The organism is Rhizobium sp. KNZ14-9A (assembly GCF_056755015.1).
The window spans coordinates 271,234-293,833 of record NZ_JBPGXB010000002.1; the positions used below are offsets into that span (position 1 = coordinate 271,234).

25 protein-coding genes are annotated in these 22,600 nt (G+C 60.8%); 6 read left to right on the top strand and 19 right to left on the bottom strand.

Going from position 1 to position 22,600, the window contains the following annotated elements; genetic code table 11:
- Positions 1–28 precede the first annotated feature (28 nt).
- On the bottom strand, positions 29–811 hold the full coding sequence (locus tag ACR9ZQ_RS07375) for an ABC transporter ATP-binding protein (RefSeq protein ID WP_113321661.1): 783 nt from the start codon (positions 809–811) through the stop codon (positions 29–31).
- A 94-nt stretch (positions 812–905) separates the two neighbouring features.
- Between ACR9ZQ_RS07375 and ACR9ZQ_RS07380 the strand changes: the two genes are divergently transcribed.
- The gene (locus ACR9ZQ_RS07380; protein ID WP_481427430.1) at positions 906–1,319 is read left to right on the top strand and encodes a cupin domain-containing protein; all 414 of its coding nucleotides are present in this window, start codon (positions 906–908) and stop codon (positions 1,317–1,319) included.
- A gap of 2 nt (positions 1,320–1,321) precedes the next feature.
- Here the strand turns inward: ACR9ZQ_RS07380 and ACR9ZQ_RS07385 are convergent, their stop codons facing one another.
- The 4 genes from ACR9ZQ_RS07385 to ACR9ZQ_RS07400 are packed head-to-tail and all read right to left on the bottom strand — an operon-like array spanning position 1,322 to position 4,687.
- On the bottom strand, positions 1,322–1,699 hold the full coding sequence (locus ACR9ZQ_RS07385) for a hypothetical protein (protein WP_481427431.1): 378 nt from the start codon (positions 1,697–1,699) through the stop codon (positions 1,322–1,324).
- 5 nt (positions 1,700–1,704) lie between these two features.
- Positions 1,705–3,159, bottom strand: a complete 1,455-nt coding sequence (gene hydA / locus ACR9ZQ_RS07390) for a dihydropyrimidinase (protein ID WP_481427432.1) — start codon at positions 3,157–3,159, stop codon at positions 1,705–1,707.
- A complete protein-coding gene (locus ACR9ZQ_RS07395; protein ID WP_481427433.1) occupies positions 3,156–3,437 on the bottom strand; it encodes a hypothetical protein in 282 nt (93 codons plus the stop codon). The genes hydA and ACR9ZQ_RS07395 overlap by 4 nt, the downstream gene beginning before the upstream one ends.
- Positions 3,434–4,687, bottom strand: a complete 1,254-nt coding sequence (locus ACR9ZQ_RS07400) for a Zn-dependent hydrolase (RefSeq protein WP_481427434.1) — start codon at positions 4,685–4,687, stop codon at positions 3,434–3,436. Before ACR9ZQ_RS07400 ends, ACR9ZQ_RS07395 begins: the two co-directional genes overlap by 4 nt.
- A 300-nt stretch (positions 4,688–4,987) precedes the next feature.
- On the opposite strand from ACR9ZQ_RS07400, the gene ACR9ZQ_RS07405 reads away from it, so the two are divergent.
- The gene (locus tag ACR9ZQ_RS07405) at positions 4,988–5,638 is read left to right on the top strand and encodes a TetR family transcriptional regulator C-terminal domain-containing protein (protein WP_481427435.1); all 651 of its coding nucleotides are present in this window, start codon (positions 4,988–4,990) and stop codon (positions 5,636–5,638) included.
- Positions 5,639–5,667: 29 nt separating this feature from the next.
- Here the strand turns inward: ACR9ZQ_RS07405 and ACR9ZQ_RS07410 are convergent, their stop codons facing one another.
- From ACR9ZQ_RS07410 to ACR9ZQ_RS07420, 3 genes are all read right to left on the bottom strand, one after another.
- The gene (locus ACR9ZQ_RS07410) at positions 5,668–8,241 is read right to left on the bottom strand and encodes an HWE histidine kinase domain-containing protein (protein WP_481427436.1); all 2,574 of its coding nucleotides are present in this window, start codon (positions 8,239–8,241) and stop codon (positions 5,668–5,670) included.
- Positions 8,241–8,774 carry a biliverdin-producing heme oxygenase gene (locus tag ACR9ZQ_RS07415; RefSeq protein ID WP_481427437.1) on the bottom strand — a complete coding sequence of 178 codons (534 nt, stop codon included), beginning with the start codon at positions 8,772–8,774 and terminating at the stop codon, positions 8,241–8,243. The genes ACR9ZQ_RS07410 and ACR9ZQ_RS07415 overlap by 1 nt, the downstream gene beginning before the upstream one ends.
- A 257-nt stretch (positions 8,775–9,031) precedes the next feature.
- Complete coding sequence (locus ACR9ZQ_RS07420) at positions 9,032–9,442, bottom strand: rhodanese-like domain-containing protein (RefSeq protein ID WP_310385611.1); 411 nt, start codon at positions 9,440–9,442, stop codon at positions 9,032–9,034.
- 72 nt (positions 9,443–9,514) lie between these two features.
- On the opposite strand from ACR9ZQ_RS07420, the gene ftrA reads away from it, so the two are divergent.
- Entirely contained in the window at positions 9,515–10,516 is a 1,002-nt protein-coding gene (gene ftrA / locus ACR9ZQ_RS07425) for a transcriptional regulator FtrA (RefSeq protein ID WP_481429280.1), read from the top strand.
- Between the two features lie 64 nt (positions 10,517–10,580).
- Here the strand turns inward: ftrA and preA are convergent, their stop codons facing one another.
- The 4 genes from preA to ACR9ZQ_RS07445 all read right to left on the bottom strand — a co-directional run bounded on the left by preA (position 10,581) and on the right by ACR9ZQ_RS07445 (position 15,711).
- A complete protein-coding gene (gene preA / locus ACR9ZQ_RS07430) occupies positions 10,581–11,894 on the bottom strand; it encodes an NAD-dependent dihydropyrimidine dehydrogenase subunit PreA (protein ID WP_310385609.1) in 1,314 nt (437 codons plus the stop codon).
- Between the two features lie 15 nt (positions 11,895–11,909).
- Complete coding sequence (locus ACR9ZQ_RS07435; RefSeq protein ID WP_481427438.1) at positions 11,910–13,271, bottom strand: NAD(P)-dependent oxidoreductase; 1,362 nt, start codon at positions 13,269–13,271, stop codon at positions 11,910–11,912.
- 456 nt (positions 13,272–13,727) lie between these two features.
- The gene (locus tag ACR9ZQ_RS07440) at positions 13,728–14,723 is read right to left on the bottom strand and encodes a sensor histidine kinase (protein WP_310386173.1); all 996 of its coding nucleotides are present in this window, start codon (positions 14,721–14,723) and stop codon (positions 13,728–13,730) included.
- A gap of 193 nt (positions 14,724–14,916) precedes the next feature.
- Positions 14,917–15,711 (bottom strand): response regulator, encoded by a 795-nt coding sequence (locus tag ACR9ZQ_RS07445; protein ID WP_113185377.1) that lies wholly within the window; start codon positions 15,709–15,711, stop codon positions 14,917–14,919.
- A gap of 274 nt (positions 15,712–15,985) precedes the next feature.
- Here ACR9ZQ_RS07445 and ACR9ZQ_RS07450 point away from each other — a divergent pair, with 274 nt between their 5' ends.
- Positions 15,986–16,192: a NepR family anti-sigma factor gene (locus ACR9ZQ_RS07450; RefSeq protein ID WP_007815242.1), complete on the top strand. Its 207-nt coding sequence runs from the start codon at positions 15,986–15,988 to the stop codon at positions 16,190–16,192.
- Positions 16,193–16,202: 10 nt separating this feature from the next.
- Entirely contained in the window at positions 16,203–16,757 is a 555-nt protein-coding gene (locus ACR9ZQ_RS07455) for an RNA polymerase sigma factor (protein ID WP_007815244.1), read from the top strand.
- A 225-nt stretch (positions 16,758–16,982) separates the two neighbouring features.
- Here the strand turns inward: ACR9ZQ_RS07455 and ACR9ZQ_RS07460 are convergent, their stop codons facing one another.
- The 7 genes from ACR9ZQ_RS07460 to hemP all read right to left on the bottom strand — a co-directional run bounded on the left by ACR9ZQ_RS07460 (position 16,983) and on the right by hemP (position 21,984).
- Positions 16,983–17,384: a hypothetical protein gene (locus ACR9ZQ_RS07460; RefSeq protein WP_113321672.1), complete on the bottom strand. Its 402-nt coding sequence runs from the start codon at positions 17,382–17,384 to the stop codon at positions 16,983–16,985.
- An 8-nt stretch (positions 17,385–17,392) separates the two neighbouring features.
- Positions 17,393–17,737, bottom strand: coding sequence for an ElaB/YgaM/YqjD family protein (locus tag ACR9ZQ_RS07465; RefSeq protein WP_310385601.1), 345 nt, complete (start codon positions 17,735–17,737; stop codon positions 17,393–17,395).
- Positions 17,738–17,871: 134 nt separating this feature from the next.
- A complete protein-coding gene (locus tag ACR9ZQ_RS07470; protein ID WP_481427439.1) occupies positions 17,872–18,666 on the bottom strand; it encodes a heme ABC transporter ATP-binding protein in 795 nt (264 codons plus the stop codon).
- A 9-nt stretch (positions 18,667–18,675) separates the two neighbouring features.
- Positions 18,676–19,785 carry a FecCD family ABC transporter permease gene (locus ACR9ZQ_RS07475; RefSeq protein ID WP_481427440.1) on the bottom strand — a complete coding sequence of 370 codons (1,110 nt, stop codon included), beginning with the start codon at positions 19,783–19,785 and terminating at the stop codon, positions 18,676–18,678.
- A gap of 2 nt (positions 19,786–19,787) precedes the next feature.
- Entirely contained in the window at positions 19,788–20,717 is a 930-nt protein-coding gene (locus tag ACR9ZQ_RS07480) for a heme/hemin ABC transporter substrate-binding protein (protein ID WP_310385595.1), read from the bottom strand.
- Positions 20,718–20,728: 11 nt separating this feature from the next.
- The gene (locus ACR9ZQ_RS07485; RefSeq protein ID WP_481427441.1) at positions 20,729–21,778 is read right to left on the bottom strand and encodes a hemin-degrading factor; all 1,050 of its coding nucleotides are present in this window, start codon (positions 21,776–21,778) and stop codon (positions 20,729–20,731) included.
- 20 nt (positions 21,779–21,798) lie between these two features.
- Complete coding sequence (hemP, locus tag ACR9ZQ_RS07490) at positions 21,799–21,984, bottom strand: hemin uptake protein HemP (protein ID WP_037104648.1); 186 nt, start codon at positions 21,982–21,984, stop codon at positions 21,799–21,801.
- A gap of 180 nt (positions 21,985–22,164) precedes the next feature.
- Here hemP and ACR9ZQ_RS07495 point away from each other — a divergent pair, with 180 nt between their 5' ends.
- On the top strand, positions 22,165–22,596 hold the full coding sequence (locus ACR9ZQ_RS07495) for a hypothetical protein (protein WP_481429281.1): 432 nt from the start codon (positions 22,165–22,167) through the stop codon (positions 22,594–22,596).
- Positions 22,597–22,600: the final 4 nt, after the last annotated feature.

Sequence of the window (22,600 nt, forward strand, 5' to 3'; positions counted from 1 at the left end):
GGCCTCCCTCGAAATTCCGCGTATGCGCTTACTCATAACTGTGCCCCGCCCTCAGCCCTTCGCGGACGCGGTGGGCGATTTCCAGGAATTCCGGTGTCTCGCGGATGTCGAGCGGTCGTTCCTTCGGCAGTGTCGAGTCGATGATATCAGTCACGCGGCCGGGGCGTGGCGACATGACGACGATCTTGGTGGAGAGGTAGACGGCTTCCGGAATGGAATGGGTGACGAAGCAGATCGTCTTGTTGGTGCGCGACCACAGTTTCAGAAGCGCCGCATTCAGGTGATCGCGGACGATTTCATCGAGGGCGCCGAAGGGTTCGTCCATCAAGAGCAGATCGGCGTCGAAGGCGAGCGCGCGGGCGATCGAGGCACGCTGCTGCATGCCGCCTGAGAGCTGCCAGGGAAATTTCTTCTCGAAGCCGGAGAGTTCGACGAGGTCGAGCGCCCCATCAATACGCTTCTTCTGTTCCGGTTTCGAATAACCCATGATCTCCAGTGGCAGGGCGATGTTCTTCTCGATTGTGCGCCACGGATAAAGTGCCGGCGCCTGGAAGACGTAGCCATAGGCGCGGGCCTTGCGGGCCTCATCCGGTGTCATGCCGTTGATGGCGATGTCGCCGGAGGTCTTGCGCTCGAGATCGGCGATGACGCGCAGGAAAGTCGTCTTGCCGCAGCCGGAAGGGCCGATGAAGGAGACAAACTCGCCCCTGCGGATATCGAGATTGACATCAGCAAGCGCGTGCACCGCGCCGTCATTCGTCTGGTAGCTGAGACAGAGATCCTTGGCGGATACGACGGAGGGTGCTTGCATCAATAAACCAGTCTTGTTTTCGCCGCGCCGGCGCGATTTTCCATGATATCATTGCCGCCGGTCTTACCGACAGCACAGTCCTTGGAGGATGAGGATGGACGCAAAATCAAAGCCCACCTGCCACATTGTTCGCCCTAACCACACCTATGACGGCAAGCAGGGGCTCAGCTATTTCGAGGGTATTGCGGCCGAGACCGTGGGCGCGAAGGGCATCTGCATGCATCTTCTGACGATCCCGCCCGGCGTGCGCGCCAAGGCGCATCTGCATGAGGCGCATGAGACGGCGATCTACATGCTCTCCGGTGAGGCGCATACCTGGTATGGCGACAGACTGGAGAACCATGTGATCGTGCGCGCCGGCGAACTTTTCTACATTCCGGCCGGTGTGCCGCATCTTCCGGCAAACCTCAGCGGCACGCCCTGCACGGCGATCATTGCCCGCACCGATCCGAACGAGCAGGAAAGCGTGATCCTGCTGCCCGAGCTGGATGCGCTGGTGCCGGCGTGAGGCTATTCGCATAGCGGCAGCGGCCCCCACTTGATTGCGGCATCAGCCACGAACCCGATCGTATAGCCTTTAGGCCCTGATGTGATCTTGACGGTGTCGTCGTTGCTGCTCTCTTCGCCCTCCGCCTGGCAAGCGACCGTGGCGGTGAAGTCCTTGCCTTCGGTCTTCAGGACTTTCTTGATTTCGCAGTAAGAGGCCGCCGTGGTGATGCCCTCGGAAGTCAGCAGAAAGAAGTTGTCGGAACCTGTGCTTTCGCCGCTCTTGGCGTAGGCGCAGCCATCCTTGTTGCCGTAGCTGCCCTTGATGGGCAGCGTGTCGGCATTCGCCGCGGTGGAAAGCGCGGCCAGGGAAACGATCGTCAGAAGCAGATGGCCGCGCATGTGTGTCACACCCCGCTCGCCGGGATGCCCGTGCGTTCGACCTTGCGGGGAGCGGTGATCTCCTTCCAGGTCGACAGCGCCTTGCTAACGGCGGTGACCGGCTCGCGCTTGACGAATTCGCCATGGCCGGAGCGGGTTTTGACAGTCCCTTCCTCGATCGCCACGATGCCACGTGTCAGGGTATAGCGCGGCAGGCCGGTTACTTCCTTGCCTTCGAAGACGTTGTAATCGATCGCCGACTGCTGGCTCTTCGACGTAATGGTCTTGGAGCGCTTCGGATCCCAGACGACGAGATCGGCATCGGCGCCGACGAGGATCGCGCCCTTCTTCGGGTAGATGTTGAGGATCTTGGCAATGTTGGTGGAGGTGACGGCGACGAACTCGTTCATCGTCAGGCGGCCGGTATTGACGCCGTAAGTCCAGAGCATCGGCATCCGGTCTTCGAGGCCGCCGGTGCCGTTCGGGATCTTGGTGAAGTCGCCGACGCCGAAGCGCTTTTGCGCCGTGGTGAAGGCGCAATGGTCGGTCGCCACCACCTGCAGCGAACCGGAGGCGAGGCCCGCCCAAAGGCTGTCCTGATGCTGCTTATTGCGGAAGGGCGGGGACATGACGCGGCGGGCGGCATGATCCCAGTCCTTGTCGAAATATTCTGACTCGTCGAGGGTCAGGTGCTGGATCAGCGGCTCGCCATAGGCGCGGATGCCCTTTTGGCGGGCGCGGCGGATCGCTTCATGCGCCTGTTCGCAGGAAGTGTGAACGATATAAACAGGGCAGCCGGCCATGTCGGCGATCATGATGGCGCGGTTGGTGGCCTCGCCCTCGACTTCAGCCGGGCGCGAATAGGCATGCGCCTCGGGGCCGTTATTGCCTTCCGACAGCAGCTTGGCGGAAAGGGAGGCGACGACATCGCCGTTTTCGGCATGGACGAGCGGCAGAGCGCCAAGCTCGGCGCAACGCTGGAAGGAGGCGAACATCTCGTCGTCATTCACCATCAGCGCGCCCTTATAGGCCATGAAGTGCTTGAAGGTGTTGATGCCCTTGTCCTCAACGATCGTCTTCATTTCGTTGAAGACCTGCTCGCCCCACCAGGTGATTGCCATGTGGAAGGAATAGTCGCAATTGGCACGCGTGGACTTGTTGTCCCACATGGTCAGCGCCTCGAGCAGCGACTGGCCGGGCGAGGGAAGGGCGAAATCGACGACCATGGTCGTGCCGCCGGAAAGGGCAGCACGCGTGCCGCTTTCGAAATCGTCGGAGGAATAGGTGCCCATGAAGGGCATTTCGAGATGGGTGTGCGGATCGATGCCACCAGGCATGATGTAACAGCCTGTGGCATCCAGCACCTCGTTGCCGGAGAGGTTCTGGCCGATCTCGACGATCTTGCCGCCGTCGATCTTCACATCCGCCTTATAGGTGAGGTCGGCGGTGACGATGGTGCCGTTCTTGATGACTGTGCTCATTCTCCGAACTCCCTGTCGCTGCGCGGTGCCTGCGCAAGCTGGTTATCCAATGACTGGCGGTAGCGGATGCAGCCGCGCATAAATTGAGGCCAATCGGGCACGATCTGACCGCCGGCCGGCATATCAGGCAGAAGCGCCCACAGATTGGGATGATGCCAACAGAGTTCATGGCCCGACGTATCGCGGTGAATGCGGATCGCGTGGCGCATGGCTCGTGCCGCCGATAACAGATCAGCGTGGCTCATGCTGTCCAGATCTGCGTCCGGATCCGTGATCACGACACTATCTCCGCCGTCTCGACCACCGCATGGAACAGCACATCGGCGCCCGCCGTTGCCCATTCCTTGGAAATGTCTTCCGCTTCGTTGTGCGAGAGACCACCGACGCAGGGGCACATGACCATGGTGGCAGGGGCGACCTTGGCGGCCCAGCAGGCGTCATGGCCGGCGCCGGAGATGATGTTCATGTGGCTGTAGCCGAGGCGGTCGGCGGCGGAGCGGACCGAGGTGACGAGTTTCTCGTCGAAGGTGACGGGTTCGAAATGGCCAATCGCCTCGATGGAACAGCTGACGCCCAGTGTATCGCAGATCTTCGGCGCTTCGGCCTCGATCTTTGCCCGCATGCGGTCGAGCTTGGCCTTGTCGGGCGAGCGGATGTCGACGGTGAAGACGACCTTGCCCGGCAGCACGTTGCGGGAATTCGGCGAGAAGAAGACCTGGCCGACGCCGCCGACGGCGCCTGGCTGTTCGCCCATGGCGACACCCTGGACCATTTCCAGAATGCGCGACATCGCAAGGCCGGCATTGACGCGCATGTTCATCGGAGTTGAGCCGGTATGGGCTTCCTTGCCGGTCAGCGTGAATTCCAGCCACCACAGGCCCTGACAGTGGGTAACGACGCCGATCTGCTTGTTTTCGGCTTCGAGGATCGGGCCCTGCTCGATGTGATATTCGAAATAGGCGTGCATCTTGCGGGCGCCGACTTCCTCGTCGCCGACCCAGCCGATGCGCTTCAGCTCGTCACCGAAGAGATTGCCTTCGGGATCCTTGCGATTGTAGGCGAAGTCCAGGCTGTGCGCACCGGCGAAGACGCCGGAGGCCAGCATGGCAGGCGCGAAGCGGGCGCCTTCCTCGTTGGTCCAGTTGGTGACGACAATGGGGTGCTTGGTCTTGATGCCGAGGTCGTTCATGGTTCTGACGACTTCGAGGGCGCCGAGCACGCCGAGCACGCCATCATACTTGCCGCCGGTCGGCTGGGTATCGAGGTGCGAGCCGACATAGACGGGAAGCGCATCGGGATCGGTGCCGGCGCGGGTCGCGAACATCGTGCCCATCTTGTCGACGCCGAGGGTCAGGCCGGCGTCTTCGCACCACTTCCGGAAAAGGCTGCGGCCTTCGGCATCCGAATCCGTCAGCGTCTGGCGGTTATTGCCGCCGGCAATTCCCGGGCCGATCTTTGCCATGTCCATGAGACTGTCCCAGAGACGGTCCCCATTGACGCGCATGTTTTCGCCTGGCGCTGCCACCATACTGAAAATCCTCACCTGTTTTGCGGCAGTCATGCGAGGTGCATGCCCGCCTTGTTCCCGTGGTCAAATTCCGCTGCCGCTTCTTGTTCTGTCCGCGCCGGAAAATCGCCAGTTGCCTTTGTTTTTTATCTGGCGGATAATTTGACCGATTGGTAAACATTACAACTTCCATCGCTGCGCTCAAGACGAAAATCACGAAAAATATAGACAAAAATGCAGGCAGTTGCCTGATAAAGCGGCAGGAGGGGCCGTTCTTCAAATCTTGAGCGAAGGAGTTGAATTTCAAGGGGAAAAGAGCGAATGGCCATACCGAGAGCGGCGAAGACACTTCGGCGGACACGCATCCAGGAGGAGAAGGAAGAGCAGATCCTGGAAGCGGCTCTGGATGTGTTTTCGGTCAGCGGCTTCCGCGGCTCGACCATCGACCAGATCGCCGAAGTGGCCGGCATGTCGAAGCCGAACTTGCTCTATTATTTCCGCACCAAGGAAGCCATGCACCGGGCGCTGATCGACCGGGTGCTCTATAACTGGCTGGAGCCTCTGAGGGCCTTCGATGCGGAAGGCGATCCGGAAGCGGAGATCCGCAGCTATATCCGCCGCAAGCTGGAGATGGCGCGCGATTTCCCCCGCGAGAGCCGGCTATTCGCCAACGAGATGTTGCAAGGCGCGCCGCACGTTCTCGACATGCTGAAAGGACCGCTGAAAGAGCTGGTCGACGAAAAGGCGGCCGTGATCCGCACCTGGATCAAAAGCGGCAAGATCGCCCGCTGCGACCCCTACCATCTGATCTTTTCCATCTGGTCGACGACGCAGCACTATGCCGATTTCGACGTCCAGGTTCGCGCCGTGCTCGGCGAAGAGCATTCCGGCGACGGGCGTTTCGAGGATGCAGCGCGGTTCCTGGAGCAGCTTTTCATCAATGGTCTGCTACCGGATCATTCGGGTGCCTGATCGGGCGCAAAACCGCTGCGTGCTTTGCTTCAGGGCCTTGCCGGAATCGGTATGCGTGCGAGCAAGTCCGTCATCCCCTCTATCGTGTAGGGCTTCTGCAGAACCGGCGCATCCGAATGGCTGTGGGCCTGTGCTATTCCTTCGCCGTAACCGGTCGCAAAAACAAAGGGTACGTTGTTGGCAGCCAAACGGTCGGCAATGGCAAAACTGGTTTCGTCGCCGAGATTGACGTCGAGAAGTGCAAGATCGAAGGATTGGCCGGCAAGGTATTCCATCGCATCGGCAACGCTAGGTGCGGTTGCGACTTCCGCACCCAGACGACGCAGTATGTCTTCGCCGTCCATGGCGATGATGAGGTTATTTTCGACAAGCAGCACATTCAGGCCGGCAAGCGGTTGGTTATTTGCGGCGGCCGTCCGGGTGCGTTCGGCAATTTCCAGCGGAGCAGGAATCGAACCTTCGCTTGCGGCGGGCACCGCATTGACATGCTTGCCGGGGATGCAGAAATCGGCCTCCAGCCCATGCTCGATATAGCGGACCTCGGCCTTGCCGCCGAGATCGTAGGGGATCGAGCGACGGATGATCGTGGAGCCGAAGCCGTGACGCGTCGGTTCAACGACTGGCGGGCCATCCTTTTCGCGCCAGCGGATATGGAGATTGCCTTCTTCATCCCGCTCCCAGCCGAGTTCGACAAAGCCCGATCCGGACAGGCTTCCATATTTGGCACTGTTCGTCACCAGTTCATGGAAGACCAGAGCCGTGGTCGAAAAGGCTTGCGGTTCCAGCAGTACATCGTCCCCGATCATCCGGATACGCTGGACATTTTTGCCGAGATAGGCGCCGGCTTCCGCCAGCAGCAGCTGCCGCAACGAAGCCGGCGCCCAGTGATCACGGGTGATCTGGTCGTGGGCTCTGGAGAGGGACTGAACGCGGCCATCGAGCTGCCGGACGTAATCCGGCAGGCCGATGGCTGATGATTGCGATTGCCGGATCAACCCGCCGATAAGGCCGAGAATATTGCGGACGCGATGGTTCAGCTCGGCAATCAGCAGTTCCTGCCGCTCGTTGGCGAGCTGGCGTGCCATGCTTGCTTCGTCGGTCAGGCGCAACACGACTTCGATGAGCGTGACGCGGACGGTTTCCGCAACGCGCCGCTCTGCTTCGGTAAAGGGTAGCGAGCGGCCCCGCACCAGCTCGGACCAGGCTTCAAAACTCTTGCGCGGGGTCAGGCGCGGTCCGTTCGGGCCATATTCGATCGGCTTATGCGGATCGCCGGCCCAACGGACGGTGCGCACGATCTCCTGGCGAAACAGCACGACGTAGTCACGCGGTGAACGGGAGATCGGAATGGCGAGCATGCCCGCGACGGCATCATCGATTTCGAGATCGGGATAGGTTTCTGCAAGCCGATCCACCGCATAAACCCGGCCGGCTGCATTACGATTGAGGTGTCGGACGAGGGCGGCAAAGCTCTTTTCATCCGGGCCGAGGCCGGCAATCGTCAGCCGCCCGTTGATCCAGACGCCGATACCGTCGGCTGGAATGACGTCTGCCAGGGCGTCGATCAGCCACGTCGGATCATCGAGCAGGCTGGCATTGTCGGCAACGGAAGTGAGGAGCCGGTCGGCGATGCGGCGTGCCTTGGTCTCGTAGTCGAGCGCCAGACGCCGTTCGCGGCTTTCGAGACGGGAGGCGAACATCTGGCCGAAGAGTTCGGCCGTCGAGCGGCTTTCGGCCGAGGGCAGTCGGGCGCCGTAGTGGTGGCATGCAAAGAGGCCCCAGAGCTTGCCATCGACGACGATGGAAATGGAGAGCGAGGCGCCGACACCCATATTCTTCAGATATTCGATGTGGATCGGCGAAACCGAACGCAGCACGGACATGGAGAGATCGAGCGGGCGGCCATGTTCGTCAAGTTCGGGCAGGATCGGCACCGGTGTCGCATTGATATCGGCGATAATGCGGAAGAGATTGCGCAGATAGAGTGCGCGGGCTTGAGCGGGAATATCGGACGCGGGGTAATGCAGGCCGAGGAACGAGCCGATGCCCGGCCGGGCGGCTTCGGCCACGACCTCGCCAGAGCCGCTGTCGTCGAAGCGGTAGACCATGACCCGGTCGAAGCCGGTCAGGGCGCGGGCCTGGCGCGCGCCTTCGCGAAAAAAAGTCTCCAGGGTTTCGGTATGGTCGAGACGGGACATCATGCTGCGCATGGAGAGCGACGGCGCGTTGGATTTGCCCTCGTCAAAAGCCTCCCCCTCGATGATGATCTGGCCGTTGCTGACATGCACCGCGACGTCAAAGCGCGCCTCGCCGGCAATGAGCGCAATGCCGAAAATGCGCTCAACGATATCGGGGCCGCGGAGCGTGGCAAGCTTGTTGCGGAGCGCATGGAGCGCTTCAGGGGCAATGAACGACAAAATGGGCCGACCGACGGCTTCGGTATGCGTTATGCCCAGAAATTCCGAAAGATTTGCCGACGCGCGGGTGACGATCCAGTCCAAGGAGACGGCCAGCAGGAAGCCGAAAGGCTGGACGGAGCCGAGGTGATGGATCGGTTCACGGTCGCAATTGGTGAGATCGACGGGGGCTGTGATCTGGTTCATCAAGCAGCTTCCAGTTCGAGCTGCGCAGCCCTCAGGAAGAGACAGAAGACATCGCGCGCAGCCGCAACTGCGCCTGCGATATCGTCAATGCCACTGGTATCGAGACGTTCCATGAAGGCTCGCATGGAGCCTTTCGGCCCTTGCGGACTGAGGTAGCGGCTCGGCAGATGAGCCGGTACTGCCTTTGCCAGCATGGCGCCACCGAGTTTGGAGCCTTCCAGCACGTAAACCGCCCCCCAGAGTGAGGCCTCATTGTGAAGCTCAGGCTGCGGAAGAGGCGACGTGGCGGAATCGCCGAGTTCGGCTATGTCGGCAAGAAGAAGTGACGTGCGCCGCCGTTCCGGCCAGTCCGGCAACAGCCGGGTAATACCGGACTGCTCCAGTGCGGCTTCGACCGAAGGAACAGCGCGGGCATGGGAACGCAAGAAAGCTCTATAATCGTTGATGTCGGAGAGGTTGAAGTTGCCGAAGAGGGCGTCCACCTCGGCATGACAATCTGCTGTTTGTGCGCGAAGGGCACTACGAAGTGACATGCTGACCGTGTTCCAAGTAATGTCGCATAGGATGCTGCCGGGACGGGGCCGACGATACTAGCGATATACGGCAGCATCCGCTTATTTCCAGCGAAACATGTAGAAAAACATAGATTTCGGCGTGATTGGCAATCCAGTTTCTCTGGATCCGCCTATCATAGCGGATGCTACGCGGCCGCATATTGATTGCGGTCTGGAAAACATAGCTGGCAAAGGATGAAATTCCCTTCTCCCCGACGGAGAGAAGGGAGCAGAGATCAGGCGGCAGCGCTTGCTCCGCCTTCAAAGGCAAGACCTTCGTCTGCCCATCCGGTCAGGCCGCCAATCATCAGCTTTACGGAGAGACCGAGCCGGGAGAGACGCAGTGCGGCCTTATCTGCGCCGTTGCAATGCGGGCCGGCGCAATAGACCACGAACAGCGTATCATCAGGCCATTCGGACATGCGGTGCGCAGTCATCTTGCCATGCGGCAGGTTGAGGGCACCCGGAACATGTGAGTGGGCGAAGAGCTGTGGCGAGCGGACGTCGAGCAGTACGAAATCGACCTTGCCGGAGGCGAAGGCGGCGTGCACATCCGAGCAGTCAGTCTCGAAGGCGAGCTTGCGGGCGAAATGTTCGGCGGCGGTTTCGGGGGAAGCTGTAGGGATTTCGGAAACGGGGCTTGGCATGATCTTTTCCTTTCTTGCTTTGCTGTTGCCGCAGATCATCGCCGATGCTACGGATTGGCGAAATTGGCCATCGTGACTGACAGCGTAAAGATCATGCCAAAATCGGATCTACACCGGACGCAGGGACCGCATGTTGTGGCGCTCGCCTATGACGGGCTCTGCACCTTCGAATTCGGTATCGCCTATGAGGTCTTCGGCCTGTCGCGGCCGGAGATGGGCGAGCGCTGGTATCGCTTTTCCGTCGCCGGCATAGAGCCGGGTCCGCTGAGGGCCGCCGGCGGGCTGACGGTCGCGGTCGACCAAGGGCTTGAGCTGCTCGACGAGGCGGATCTGATCATCGCGCCGGGATGGCGGGCGATCGATGCGCCGGTGCCGGAGCCTCTGATCGCCGCTTTGAAGGCAGCCCATGAGCGGGGAGCACGCGTGATGTCGCTTTGCTCCGGCGTGGCCGTGCTTGCCGCGGCCGGCCTGCTGGCCGGGCGGCGGGCGACGACCCATTGGCGCTATGTCGCCTCGATTGCTGCGCGCTACCCCGACATCGCGCTCGATGCCGACGTGCTTTACATGGACGAAGGCAGCATCCTGACGGCAGCGGGCAGTGCGGCCGGCATCGATCTCTGCCTGCATGTGGTACGCGGCGATTTCGGTCCGGATGCCGCGAACAGCGTGGCGCGACGTCTCGTGGTTCCGCCGCATCGCGAGGGCGGGCAGGCACAGTTCATTGCGGCTCCCGTGCCGGAAGAGCGAGAGGGCATTCGCCTTGGCCCGCTGATCGAATGGATGCGCGAGAAGCTTTCCGAGGAGCAGCCGATCAGCCTGCTTGCCGGCAAGGCCGGCATGAGCATGCGCACCTTCCAGCGTCGCTTCGAGGCAACGACGGGCGACAGTGTCGGTGAGTGGCTGCTGAAGGAGCGGTTGCGGCATGCTCGCGACCTTCTGGAGAAGGAGCTTGCGGTGTCGCTCGACGATATCGCCATCGCCAGCGGCTTCGGCACCTTGGCGACGATGCGCCATCATTTCCGCAATAGGCTCGGCACGAGCCCTAGCGCCTATAGGAAGTCATTCGGGCTTTGAAGGCTGACAGATAAAGAAAAAGCCGCCGTGGATGGGCGGCTTTTTCATCGGGCTTTCGGAGCGCTTACTCCGCAGCCTGGCGCGCCATCGGGTTGTTCGGATGGGTCGTCCAGTTGGCGTAGTTCGGATCGACCACTTTACCGGTGCGCTTATCGAGGGCGCCGGCGGGAAGCTGCTCCATGGTGATGCAGTTTTCGACCGGGCAGACGCTGACGCAGAGATTGCAGCCGACACATTCCTCGTCCATCACCTCGAAATGGCGAACGCCGTCGACGAAGTTGGTGATTGCCTGGTGCGAGGTGTCCTCGCAGGCGATGTAGCAGCGGCCGCATTTGATGCAGGCGTCCTGATCGATCTTGGCCTTGGCGATGTAGTTGAGGTTGAGGTACTGCCAGTCGGTGACGTTGGGCACGGCGCGGCCGGTGATGTCGTCGAGGGTCTTGTGGCCCTTTTCGTCCATCCAGTCGGAAAGGCCCGTGATCATTTCCTGCACGATCTTGAAGCCGTAGGTCATGGCCGCCGTGCAGACCTGGACGTTGCCGGCGCCGAGGACGAGGAATTCGGCAGCGTCCCGCCAGGTGGTGATGCCGCCGATGCCCGAGATCGGCAGGCCGTAGGTTTCCGGGTCGCGAGCGATTTCGGCGACCATGTTGAGCGCGATCGGTTTCACCGCAGGGCCGCAATAGCCGCCGTGACTGCCCTTGCCCCCAACGGTCGGGTTTGGCGCGAAATTGTCGAGATCGACCGAGACGATCGAGTTGATCGTGTTGATCAGCGAGACGGCGTCCGTGCCGCCGGCCTTGGCGGCGCGGGCAGGGCGGCGGATATCGGTGATGTTGGGCGTCAGCTTGGTGATGACGGGCATGCGCGTGTATTGCTTGCACCAGCGCACGACCATTTCGATATATTCTGGCACCTGTCCAACGGCCGAGCCCATGCCGCGCTCGGACATGCCGTGCGGACAGCCGAAGTTCAGTTCGATACCGTCTGCTTCGGTTTCTTCCACCAGCGGCAGGATCGCCTTCCAGGCCTGTTCCTCGCAGGGCACCATGATCGAGGCGATGAGCGCCCGGTCGGGCCAATTCATCTTGACCTGCTTCATTTCGCGCAGGTTGGTCTGCAGGTCGCGGTCGGTGATGAGCTCGATATTGTTCAGGCCGAGCAGGCGACGGTCGGCACCCCAGATCGCGCCGTAGCGCGGACCATTGACGTTGACGACAGGCGGGCCTTCTTCACCTAGCGTCTTCCAGACGACGCCGCCCCAGCCGGCCTTGAAGGCGCGCTCGACATTGTAGGCCTTGTCGGTTGGCGGTGCAGAAGCGAGCCAGAAGGGGTTCGGGGACTTGATGCCGACGAAATTATTGCGGAGATCAGCCATTGTTCATTCTCCCCTTCAGGCGACGGCAACAGCCGGAGCGGCTGCGGCGGACAGGGTGCGGTGAATGGATTCGGCCGCATCACGGCCATGGGCGACGGCAGATACGGTAAGGTCTTCACCGCCGAAGACGCAGTCGCCGCCGGCCCAGACGCCATCAACCGATGTGCGGCCTTCAGCATCAACTGCGATGCGGCCGGATTCCATCCGCAGCGCGCCGAGACCTGAGGTCTCGAATGTCTGGCCGATTGCCTTGAAGATCTGGTCGGTGGCGATCACGCCGGTCTCACCGGTGCCCGAAAGGCGGCCATCGATGATGGCGGTATATTCCACCTCGATTGCCGCCACCTTGCCATCCTGCGAGAGGATGGATTTCGGCGCTAGCCAGTGGCGAATGATGACGCCCTTTGATGTCGCGAGATCCTGCTCGAATTCTGAGGCGTTCATATGTTCCTTGCCGCGGCGGTAGCAGATCGTCACTTCCTCGGCGCCGAGAAGCTTTGCCTGCACGGCGGCATCGATTGCCGTCATGCCGCCGCCGAGAACGACGACACGGCGGCCAATGGCGATCTCGCCCTTGTCGCCGGCCTGGCGCAGGGCGGCAATGAAATCGACTGCATCATCGACACCAGGCAGGTTTTCATTGTCGACGCGCAATGCGTTGACGCCGGCAAGGCCGAGGCCGAGGAAGACGGCATCGTACTGGCCCTGCAAATCGGAGAGCGAGAAATCGCGGCCGAGCTGCTGGTCGTGCTTCACTTCGATGCCGCCGATCGAAAGGACGTAATCGACCTCTTTCTGCGCGAAGTCATCGACCGTCTTGTAGGTGGCGATGCCATATTCGTTGAGGCCGCCGGATTTCGGCTTGGTGTCGTAGATCACCACATCATGGCCTTTGACGGCGAGGCGGTGGGCTGCCGCAAGGCCGGCGGGACCGGCGCCGACGACGGCGATCTTCTTGCCGGTCGGTTCCGCACGCCGATAGAACTGCTTGTCGGCGGCCATTGCCGCATCCGTCGCATAGCGCTGCAGGCGGCCGATCTCGACAGGGCGCTCTTCGGCCGTGTTGCGCACGCAGGCCTGTTCGCAGAGCTCTTCGGTGGGACAGACGCGGGCGCACATGCCGCCAAGGATGTTCTGGTCGAAGATCGTCTTCGCTGAGCCGATCGGATTGCCGGTCGAAATCTGGCGGATGAAGAGCGGAATATCGATGGAGGTGGGACAGGCCGTCATGCACGGCGCGTCATAGCAGAAATAACAGCGGTCGGCGGCGACCAGCGCTTCGTGGTTGTCGAGGCGCGGATGAAGATCGGAAAAATTAGCCTCGTACTCGGCGGACAAAAGCCGGCCAGCACGAATCCCAGTTTCCAGGCGTTCCATTGAAGTTCCCTCTTTATTGGTAACGACTAGTGAGGGAATTGTAACTCAGGTTTAAAAATTTATCAAACGGTAAAATTTTGGCAATTTTCTTTAGTCTGCGTCATGTAAGTAATTGATTTTGTTTGTCATGATAATTCTTTAGGCAGGCTCTGCCTTCCGATTGGGTGGATCTGAGTGGCAACCCAGTTCGGGTGTCCGAGAAAAAATTGACAAAAGGCCAAATTTTTTTCGAACCGGGGGAACCAAAGTTAATGAGCGTAGTTAATGCGATATCCGGATGATGACCGCATCGACCCAACATGCGCGCCCCCAACCCATCATTCGGACGAACTCACGGTCCCCTCCCGGTGAGTGGAGACAGCCGGTGCGCCGCCCTCGCACCGGCTGTTTTTCCGTCTAGGTCCCAACAATTTCAGCAAGCAGGCATTCCGGCAAAACGTGCAGCGGTAAAACGTCTCAAGTGCGTTTCAGGATTTCAAATTCCGTTTCCGGAACGGTCAGGTGATATTCAATGCGGCCGGGTACGAGCGTCAATTCGGCCTTGCCGTTGACGGAGGAGGGCACGACACGCTCCAGCACCGTGCGGCCGAAGCTGTTTTCGCTGAATTCGTGTACGTCGGCGCTGTTTGGAAGCACTTCCACCCAGGTGAGCTCGATTGCCCGGCGGCCGGCAATCTTTGCCTCCCGGCAATTCAGCGTGACCGATGTCGCCCCGCTGGCGATTGCGCCATAGGAGGCGGAATTGACGATCAGTTCATGTAGCGCCAGACCGACATGCACGGCGGCGTTTGGTGTCAGATGGGCGTTGATGCCAAAGATCGGCATGGAGCCTGATGTTTCCGGCCAGTAGGGGGCGAACTGCTTTCCGGCGAGCTCGAACAGAAAGGCACCGCGCCAGCTGGAATCGGTGATCAGATCCTGCGAGTTGGAGAGCGACTGAAGACGGCCGCGGAATTTCATCAGGAAAGCATCGAGAGAAATGGTGTTGCGCGCGGTCTGCGTGGCGATGCCCTGGATGATGGCAAGCAGGTTCTTGGAGCGGTGGGAAAGCTCGCGCAGCAGCGATTTCAGCACCTTTTCGCGATGCCGGCTTTCGGTAATCTCCGAGATGACGGAGAGCAGGCCGTAATTGCCGTGCGCGCCGGTGCGTTGAACGTTCAGTTCGAATGTCCTGACTTCGCCGTCGATTGCAACATCGACCTCGGCATTGCTGGAGGCGCCGGTCTCAAGCACCATCCGCTTCATCGCGGCAAGGGATTTGCCGTGTGCTTCGCCAAACAGCGAACCGTCATCACCACCGGCGACAAAACGCTTCTGGAAATAGGGGAGAAGGTTTTCGGCATAGATTATTGCAAGGCCCGCATCCTGATACAGGATAGAGATAGCGGCGCTGGCGAGCGCGCGCTCCATAATGGCCGCCTTGCCTTCGGTGGTGAAAGGCGTTCCGGACAGTGGTCCAGTCGTATTCACTCGGCCGCCTTTCCTCAGTCCCTTCGAAGATACGGAGGGATGTTACCCCTCCCGACAAAACTGCCGGTCATTCTAAAAGCAAGCGCTGCAAAAACCGTTAAAGCCGCCAATACGCTCCGGCAGAGCCGGAACGCATCGCTACCGGAATGGTTCCGGCGCGGCTGAAATTCATGTTTCAGGCCGCCACACGGGTCGTTTCATTGAAGAAAAGCGCCTGACTGATCAGAGCCTTGACCATGTCGGGGTTGAAGGGCTTGGTCACCAGGAAGGTGGGCTCCGGCCGCTCCCCGGTCAGCAATCTCTCGGGGAAGGCGGTGATGAAGATGACGGGCACACTCGATGTCTTCAGGATATCGTTGACGGCATCGATGCCCGAGCTGCCGTCGGCAAGCTGGATATCGGCCAGAACCATGCTTGGTTTGGTCTTGTTATAGAGTGCGACGGCTTCCGTATGGGTGCGGGCGATGCCGGTAACGCGGTGGCCGAGGCTCTCGACCATCTGCTCGATATCCATGGCGATCAGCGGTTCGTCCTCGATGATCATGATATCGGTGGCCACCTGGCGCGAGATCTCGTGCGAAGCCTTGTCGAGGAGCTCCATGGTTTCGTCATCGCTGATTTCGAGGATGTCGGCGATCTCGGAGACACGAAAATTCTCGACGGAGGCGAGCAGGAAAGCCTGCCGGGCAAGGGGCGAAACCTTCGAGAGGTTCAGCGTCGCGCGCTGTTCCCAGGCATAGGGAGAGGATGGTTCGGGAATCTCGACCGCAGTGGAACCAAACAGTTGCGTGAACAGTTTGTAGAGTGCGACGCGGTCATTCGCGGTATCCGGGAATATGGAGAGATCGGCGATGATCGCTTCCAGGACGGCGGCGACGTAAGCATCGCCAGAAGTCTGAGTGCCGGTAAGCGCGCGGGAATAGCGACGCAGATAAGGAAGGTGCGGCGCAATTCGAGTGGAAAGTGTCATTAAAAACTCCCGTCTACAGGCCATGAATAGCTGCAATGATCTGAAAACGCGGTCTTGATAAAAAAGTTCCTGATGGAAGGAACTTTTTTTGCAGCGCCGCATTATCCTAGCCGACAAATGAAGGGCGTCGCGTTTTGACCCATGTGAGCGGAATGGATCTATTGCATCAAGGGTTTGAAAGAACCGGCTTGATCGATTGGATATACGTTCCATTTATCTTTCACAGCAGACTTTGCCTTTCATCCCGAGACAACAGGCAAGAAGTGATCAGTTGATGACGACAGCAAAGACAGAAGCACCGGACGAGCGCCAGCTGGAGTTGCGGGCGAGCGACATACTGGATCCGAACAATCAGATCGGCGTCAGGCTGCGGTCGCTCTATGCCGCCGCGCAGGAGGAAGCTATTCCCGACCGCTTTCTCGATCTGCTGGAAAAGCTCGACCAGGCCGAATTGATGGCTTCCGCCAAGATGGCCGAATAGGAATACCCGCATGGAAAAAGCGCAACCGAGCTTCAAGCGCGAACTCCTGGCGGCACTGCCAAGCCTTCGCGCTTTCGCCATATCCCTGATCGGCCGGCACGATCGCGCCGACGACCTGGTCCAGGACACCATCATGAAGGCCTGGGCCAAGCAGGACCATTTCGAGATGGGCACCAACATGAAGGCCTGGCTCTTCACGATCCTGCGCAACGAGCTTTACAGCCAGATGCGCAAGAGCGGGCGCGAGGTGCAGGACAGCGACGGTTTGTTTACCGAATCCATGGCGACGCACCCGTCCCAATACGGCGCACTCGACCTGCAGGATTTCAAGAAGGCGCTGGACCAGCTGCCGCCGGACCAGCGCGAAGCGATCATCCTCGTCGGCGCATCGGGCTTCTCTTACGAGGAAGCGGCGGAAATCTGCGGCTGCGCCGTCGGTACCATCAAGAGCCGTGTGAACCGCGCGCGCCAGCGTCTGCAGGATCTCCTGCAGATATCAGGCGAGGCGGATTTCGGCCCGGATGCTACGTCGGCGCCACTGACGTCGAAGGCCTTTGCCTTCTGATCAACTTGTTTCCGTGGGAGGAAGGAAGGCCGGTTGCCCTACGGGGCGCCGGCTTTTTATTTGGCGTCCCGGTCACCTGCCTGCCTGAGCTGGTCGCCGAAAACCGGGCACCACAGCGTCGATGCGATCACTCGCTGGAATGCAGTATCCTGCGCCCAAGGATTTGGGCGCGGGATATATTTGCGACAAAAGCAATGTCGGGAAAGTGAAAGGTGCTGCGGAACGTCAGTCGTCCCGCTTCGAACCCACGAGATTGGCGGCGACAAGAGCGGCCACTATGCCTGCAGTCAATAGCGGCTGGGAGCGGACAAGGCCGAGGCCGACGGTTGCCAGGGATTCAAGTGCGGCGCGACGTTCGCGGGCGCGGCGGGCTTCCTGGCGATTCATGATCGCCATGACGACGAAGACGATGATCGCGATCAGCAAGGCGCAGGCTGCCAGGAAAAGCGAAGCGCCGATCGGCCCATAGATGCCTGCCAGCCAGATCGCCCCAGCGGTCACGCCAAGCGCATAGGCGGTCAGAAGAAAAAGCAACGCAACGGCGATGAAGATGCCGTTGCGCTTAGTGCGTTCCACTGTGCGGTGAACGCTGGTGCCTACGAGCAGGCTCAGGATCGGGTAGAGCATCGAGCCTCCTAGCGGCGGGCGAGCATGGCGATAAGCAGGCCGAAGGCGGCAGCGGCACCGACTGTTGCCAGCGGGTGACGGCGGACCGTATTGCGTACTTCGCTTGCGCCGCGCAGGTAACTCTGCTGCAGTTCGTTCAGCAGATCCTCGCTGCGGCCGAGGATGTCCTCGTAGCTTGCGGATGCATGCGAGCGCAGTTTCTCGCCCTGACGGCGCGAGGTCTTGCCGAGAACCTGCGTCAATTCGGCGAGTTCTTCGCGGAGCGCCTCGATCTGATCTTCGATACTGGCTTCGAGATTGTGGAGAGCGCCGTTGCGGCGGCTGCGGCTGGATTGGAAGAGGGAATAGGCCATGACTGTCTCCATAGCTGGGCGCGGACAAGCACCGCCCGGTTTCACACAGGGTCAGCGCCACTGATGGCACGGAAGAGAGCGCCCGGCTTTGACCCAAATCATTGCGGACAACGCATTTGGGGTGGAAAGGTTCCTCAGTTGGCGGGAAGCGCGCTGTGCGCAAGCACGAAGGGCGTGCCGTCGACCGGCACCTGATTGACGCGCAACGGGCAGCCGAAGACGGATTGCATGGTTTCGTCCGTCAGTACCTCACACACATTGCCAGCGGCTGCCAGCCGGCCGGATTTCATCAATACGATCCTGTCGGCGAAGAGGGCCGTCAGGTTGAGATCGTGCATGACAGCGATCACCCCGCCGCCGCGCTCGCAGAAATTACGCGCCAGCGTCATGATCGTCAGCTGGTGGCTGATGTCGAGACTGGAGACCGGCTCGTCGAGCAGCAGCCAGCAGGGTTTGCCGTCGACGACCGGCTCGGCGATCTGGCAGAGCACGCGGGCAAGCTGAACGCGCTGCTGCTCGCCGCCCGAGAGTTCCTGGTAGAAGCGCCCTTCGAAGCCGGTAAGATCGACGGCGGCAAGCGCTTTTGCGGCCGTCTCATCGGCCTGATCGGCGTGAAGGTTGAGGCCGGAGGTCAGACCCATGCGGACGATTTCCCGTACCGTGAAGGGAAAGGAGATGCTGCTTGCTTGCGGCAGGACCCCGCGAATGGAGCCAAGCTGCCACGGCTTCAGTGCGCGCACCTCTTCGCCGTTCAAACGAACGGAACCTTCATAGGCAAGCTCGCCGGAAACGGCTTTCATCGTCGTCGTCTTGCCGGAGCCGTTCGGGCCGGCAATGGCGGTCAGTTCGCCCGCCTTCGCAGTGAAGGCAACATCGCGAACGATGGTCTTGCCGGAGAGGTGCACGCAGACGCCGGAAACTTCGATCATCGAACAAACTCAAAGGGCAAGGCGCGAGCGCTGCCGCAACAGGATCCAGAGGAAGAAGGGCCCGCCGACTGCCGCCGTGATGATGCCGATCGGCAGTTCGGCCGGTGCCACGATTGTGCGGGCGAGTACGTCTGCGAAGATCAGCAGCGAGCCGCCGAGCAGGGCCGAGGCCGGCAGCAGGAAACGATGGTCCGGGCCGATCACCATGCGCAAGATATGCGGCACGACAATGCCGACGAAGCCGATACCGCCACTGACGGCAACGGAGGCGCCGGTTGCGGCCGCAACGGTGACGATCGCGATATTCTTCAGCCGCTGGACCGGCACGCCCATGTGAAAGGCCGCGGCCTCGCCGAGCGTGATGGCGTTCAGGCCACGCGCCATGAAGGGCAGGGCGACGAAGGACAGGAGGATGATGGGGCCGGCTGCGGCGATCTTGATCCAGGTGGCGCCGGCAAGCGAGCCCATGCCCCAGAAGGTCAGATCACGCAGCTGCTGGTCGTTCGCCATATAGATCAGCACGCCCGTCAGCGCCCCGGCCAGGGCGCCAAGCGCGATACCGGCAAGCAGCATGGTGGCAACCGAGGTCTGGCCGTTGCTTGTGGCGACCCGGTAGAGCAGCAGCGTGGTGGCGAGACCGCCGCCGAAGGCTGCAAGCGGCAGGGCATAGATGCCGAGCGCCAGGTAGAAGGGCGCGGCAATGGTGCCGCCGAGCACGATCATCACGACAGCGCCGAGGCCGGCGCCCGAGGAGACGCCGACAAGGCCGGGATCGGCCAGCGGGTTGCGGAACAGGCCCTGCATGACGGCGCCGGAGACGGCGAGCGATCCGCCGATCAGGAAGCCGAGGATGGCGCGGGGCAGGCGGATATCGAAGATGATGATCCGGTCACGCATGCTGAGCGCTGTCTGCGAGCCCGCCATGTTTCTGACGACATCGAGGATGGAGGCGTCCGATGCCCCTGTCGTGATGGAGAAGAGCAGGGCGAAGACGGAAGCCGCGATAAGGAAGGCGATGCCCAGCAGAGCGAGCTCGGTTCTGTCGCCCGCCTGCCGGGGTCTGCGGAATGCCGCCGAAAAGGATCGCCTGTTTTCCATCATGGCTTCCGACACGGCCATCGTCAGCCTCCGTAGATCGCCGCGTTGAGTTCGCGAACAGCACTTGCCGTGCGCGGACCGAAGCCCAGGAGATGCAGGCCATCCATCCGGATGATCGCCTTGTTTTCACCGGCAGGCGTCAGCGCGATCGACGGCTGTGCCAGCAGATCCTCGTTCTTGGTGCCGGCGCCATCGCCGCGGTTCATCATCAGGATGACGTCGGGCTTGGCGCTGATGATCGCCTCATCGGTAAGCGGCTTGTAGCCTGGGAATTCGCCGACCGCATTGATGGCGCCGGCAAGCTTGATGACGCCGTCTGCGGCGGTGCCGGTGCCCGACGCCATGATACGGCCGTTCTGGGCGCTGAGGACGAAGAGAACGCGCTTGCGCTCGGCCTCGGGGCGTTTCGCGGCATCAGTGACGGCGGCATCGAGATCGGCGCCGACCTTTTCTTCAAGTGCCTTAGCCTTTTCCGGCACATTGAGCAGCGTACCGACGCGATCGATCTTGGCGATGATACCGTCGCGCGTATAGGCATTCGGAACGGTTTCGAAGGGCACGCTGGCATTCTTCAGGACGTTCAGCGCTTCCTGCGGTCCGGAGCCCTCGACGGCGATGATCGCCGTCGGGTTCATGGCAAGAATGCCTTCCGGCGAAAGGGCGCGCATGTAGCCGACATCAGGCAGCTTCAGGGCGGCTTCGGGAAACATGCTCGTGGTATCGCGGGCGATCAGCCTGTTTTCTTCTCCGAGCGCGTAGATGATCTCGGTGACGTCGCCGCCGACCGAAACCAGCCGCGAGGTGTCGAGCTTCTTTTCCTCAGCGTGCGCGGCGCGGACGAAAGCATAGTTCTCGCCGGCCGGTGCTGCCGGGATCAGTGGCAGGGTCATGACGGCCGCCGTCAGGGCCAGCTCCCAGAGGCGGATCCGGCGCAGGTTTCTAAGCATCTTCATCGTTGCGATCCTTATGCGGCGACGCTTGTGGCCCGCGGCAGGTTTTCCATGATGTCACGCCATCCGGCATTCTCGTCGGAGCCTTCCTTCCGCTTGCCGAAGAACTGGATGATCATGTTGCCGTTGGCGTCATAGGCTTCGAGCGAGGTGACGTGGCCGTCCTTGGTCGGCTTGCGTACGGCCCAGGTCTCGGCAATGTGGTCCTGGCGCAGATGCAGATGGAAGGTTTCGTCGAGGATGTTGATCCACGGACCCATCGGCTGGACGTTGAAGATCGGGCCGGAATGGATCTGCACGATGCCGTTATTGGCAACGAAGCACATGATCGGCAGGCCTGATTTGACGGAGGCATGCATCATCTCTGCCGTCGCCGTATTGTCGAGCTTCCAGGCATAGTCGTCGCCAACCCTGCGCACGGCGGCCTGGCGGCCGATCTTCAGGCGCTTCAGCATGCCGAAGAATTCATGCGTGTCGGTCATCTTGCTCCAGTTGTCGCGCAGCTCTTCGCGGCTGACATCGCCGTCTTCGTCGACATCCGGGGAAGCCTCCGCTTCGACGAGTTCTTGGCCCTGGTCCTCGAGCTTCAGTTCGGCGACGATGCGATGGTAGGCCTCGACATTGGATGCCGGGCGCAGATGGATCTTGTGGACGGCGTTGCCCGTCTTGTCGAAATACTGGAGGCTGAGGCGCTCCGTGTCGCCGTCCTTCTTGGTGACGGCAAAGGCGTGGACCCAGCGGCTTGGAAAGACGCGCAGATCGATGTTTTCGCCGAGTACGATGGCGTTGTGCTCGCCGACCTTGATGTTTTCGTAGACACCGATCTTCTCGTGTACGGCGCTTTCGTTGCGCGACAGGGCCATGACTTCACCGAGATCGGCGACACGTTCGAGCAGCTTGACGGCGCTGGCATCGATTCTGATAGCACTGACGCCGACTTCGGCTGCGATGAGGGCCGCCTCGGAGATCTTCAGCTGCGCGGCGATATCGCGCTCGCGCATCTTCGGATTTTCAGCGCGGAATGCGCGGATTTCGGATGGTGCCGGTCTGGTCTGCTCGGTCATGTTCTACCCTGCTATTGAGCTTATTTGTTGAGAATGAGTTTGCCCTGACGGGTGATCTTCAGGCGGTAGATCACGCCGTCGTGCCGAATCATGATCTCGTTTGCGCCGCGAAAAAGATCGCTGCCTTCGAGAACGCGGATCTCGGCCACCGCAGGTTCGTTCCGCGATGGTGCGAGCTTAAAGGTATCTGGCTTTTCAACCATCATTTCTGTTGGCTTATTCCGTGATTGCGGGGGTCAAGACCCCGGTTCCGGTGACAATTATCTTGACTCTCATACTCATAGTTTTTTAAAGACGCAATAATTGAAGACAAAAGCAGTCAAGTTTTTGATCCTGCTGTTTTGAAGCCGCTGGACGGCGGTCAATTTGCTTATGGAGAGGCGATGATGACGGGTCGGTTTGCTGCGTTTGCGGCTAGTGTGCTGTTTTCGGTGTCGGGTATTGCACAGACCTATGCGCAGGATGCGACTGCAGCCGCCAAACTTGTCGTCGAGCTCAATGCGCTGGCGCCCTCGCAGAAGGGCTGCATGATGACCTTCGTGGCCGAGAACAATCTGCAGACACCGATCAACAAGATCTCCTTCGAACTCGCCTTCTTCAACGACAAGAATGCCGTCGACCGCATCACCGTGCTCGATTTCCGCGATCTGCCGCAGGGCAAGAAGCGCGTGCGCCAGTTCGATATGCCGAACGTCAAATGCGAGACGGTTACCCGCATCCTCATCAACGACACGCCTGTTTGTGACGGGCCGGCGGCGGGGGAATGCATGAAGGGTCTGGTGACCCGCTCGCAGATCTCAGTTCCTTTCGAAGGTTAAGACG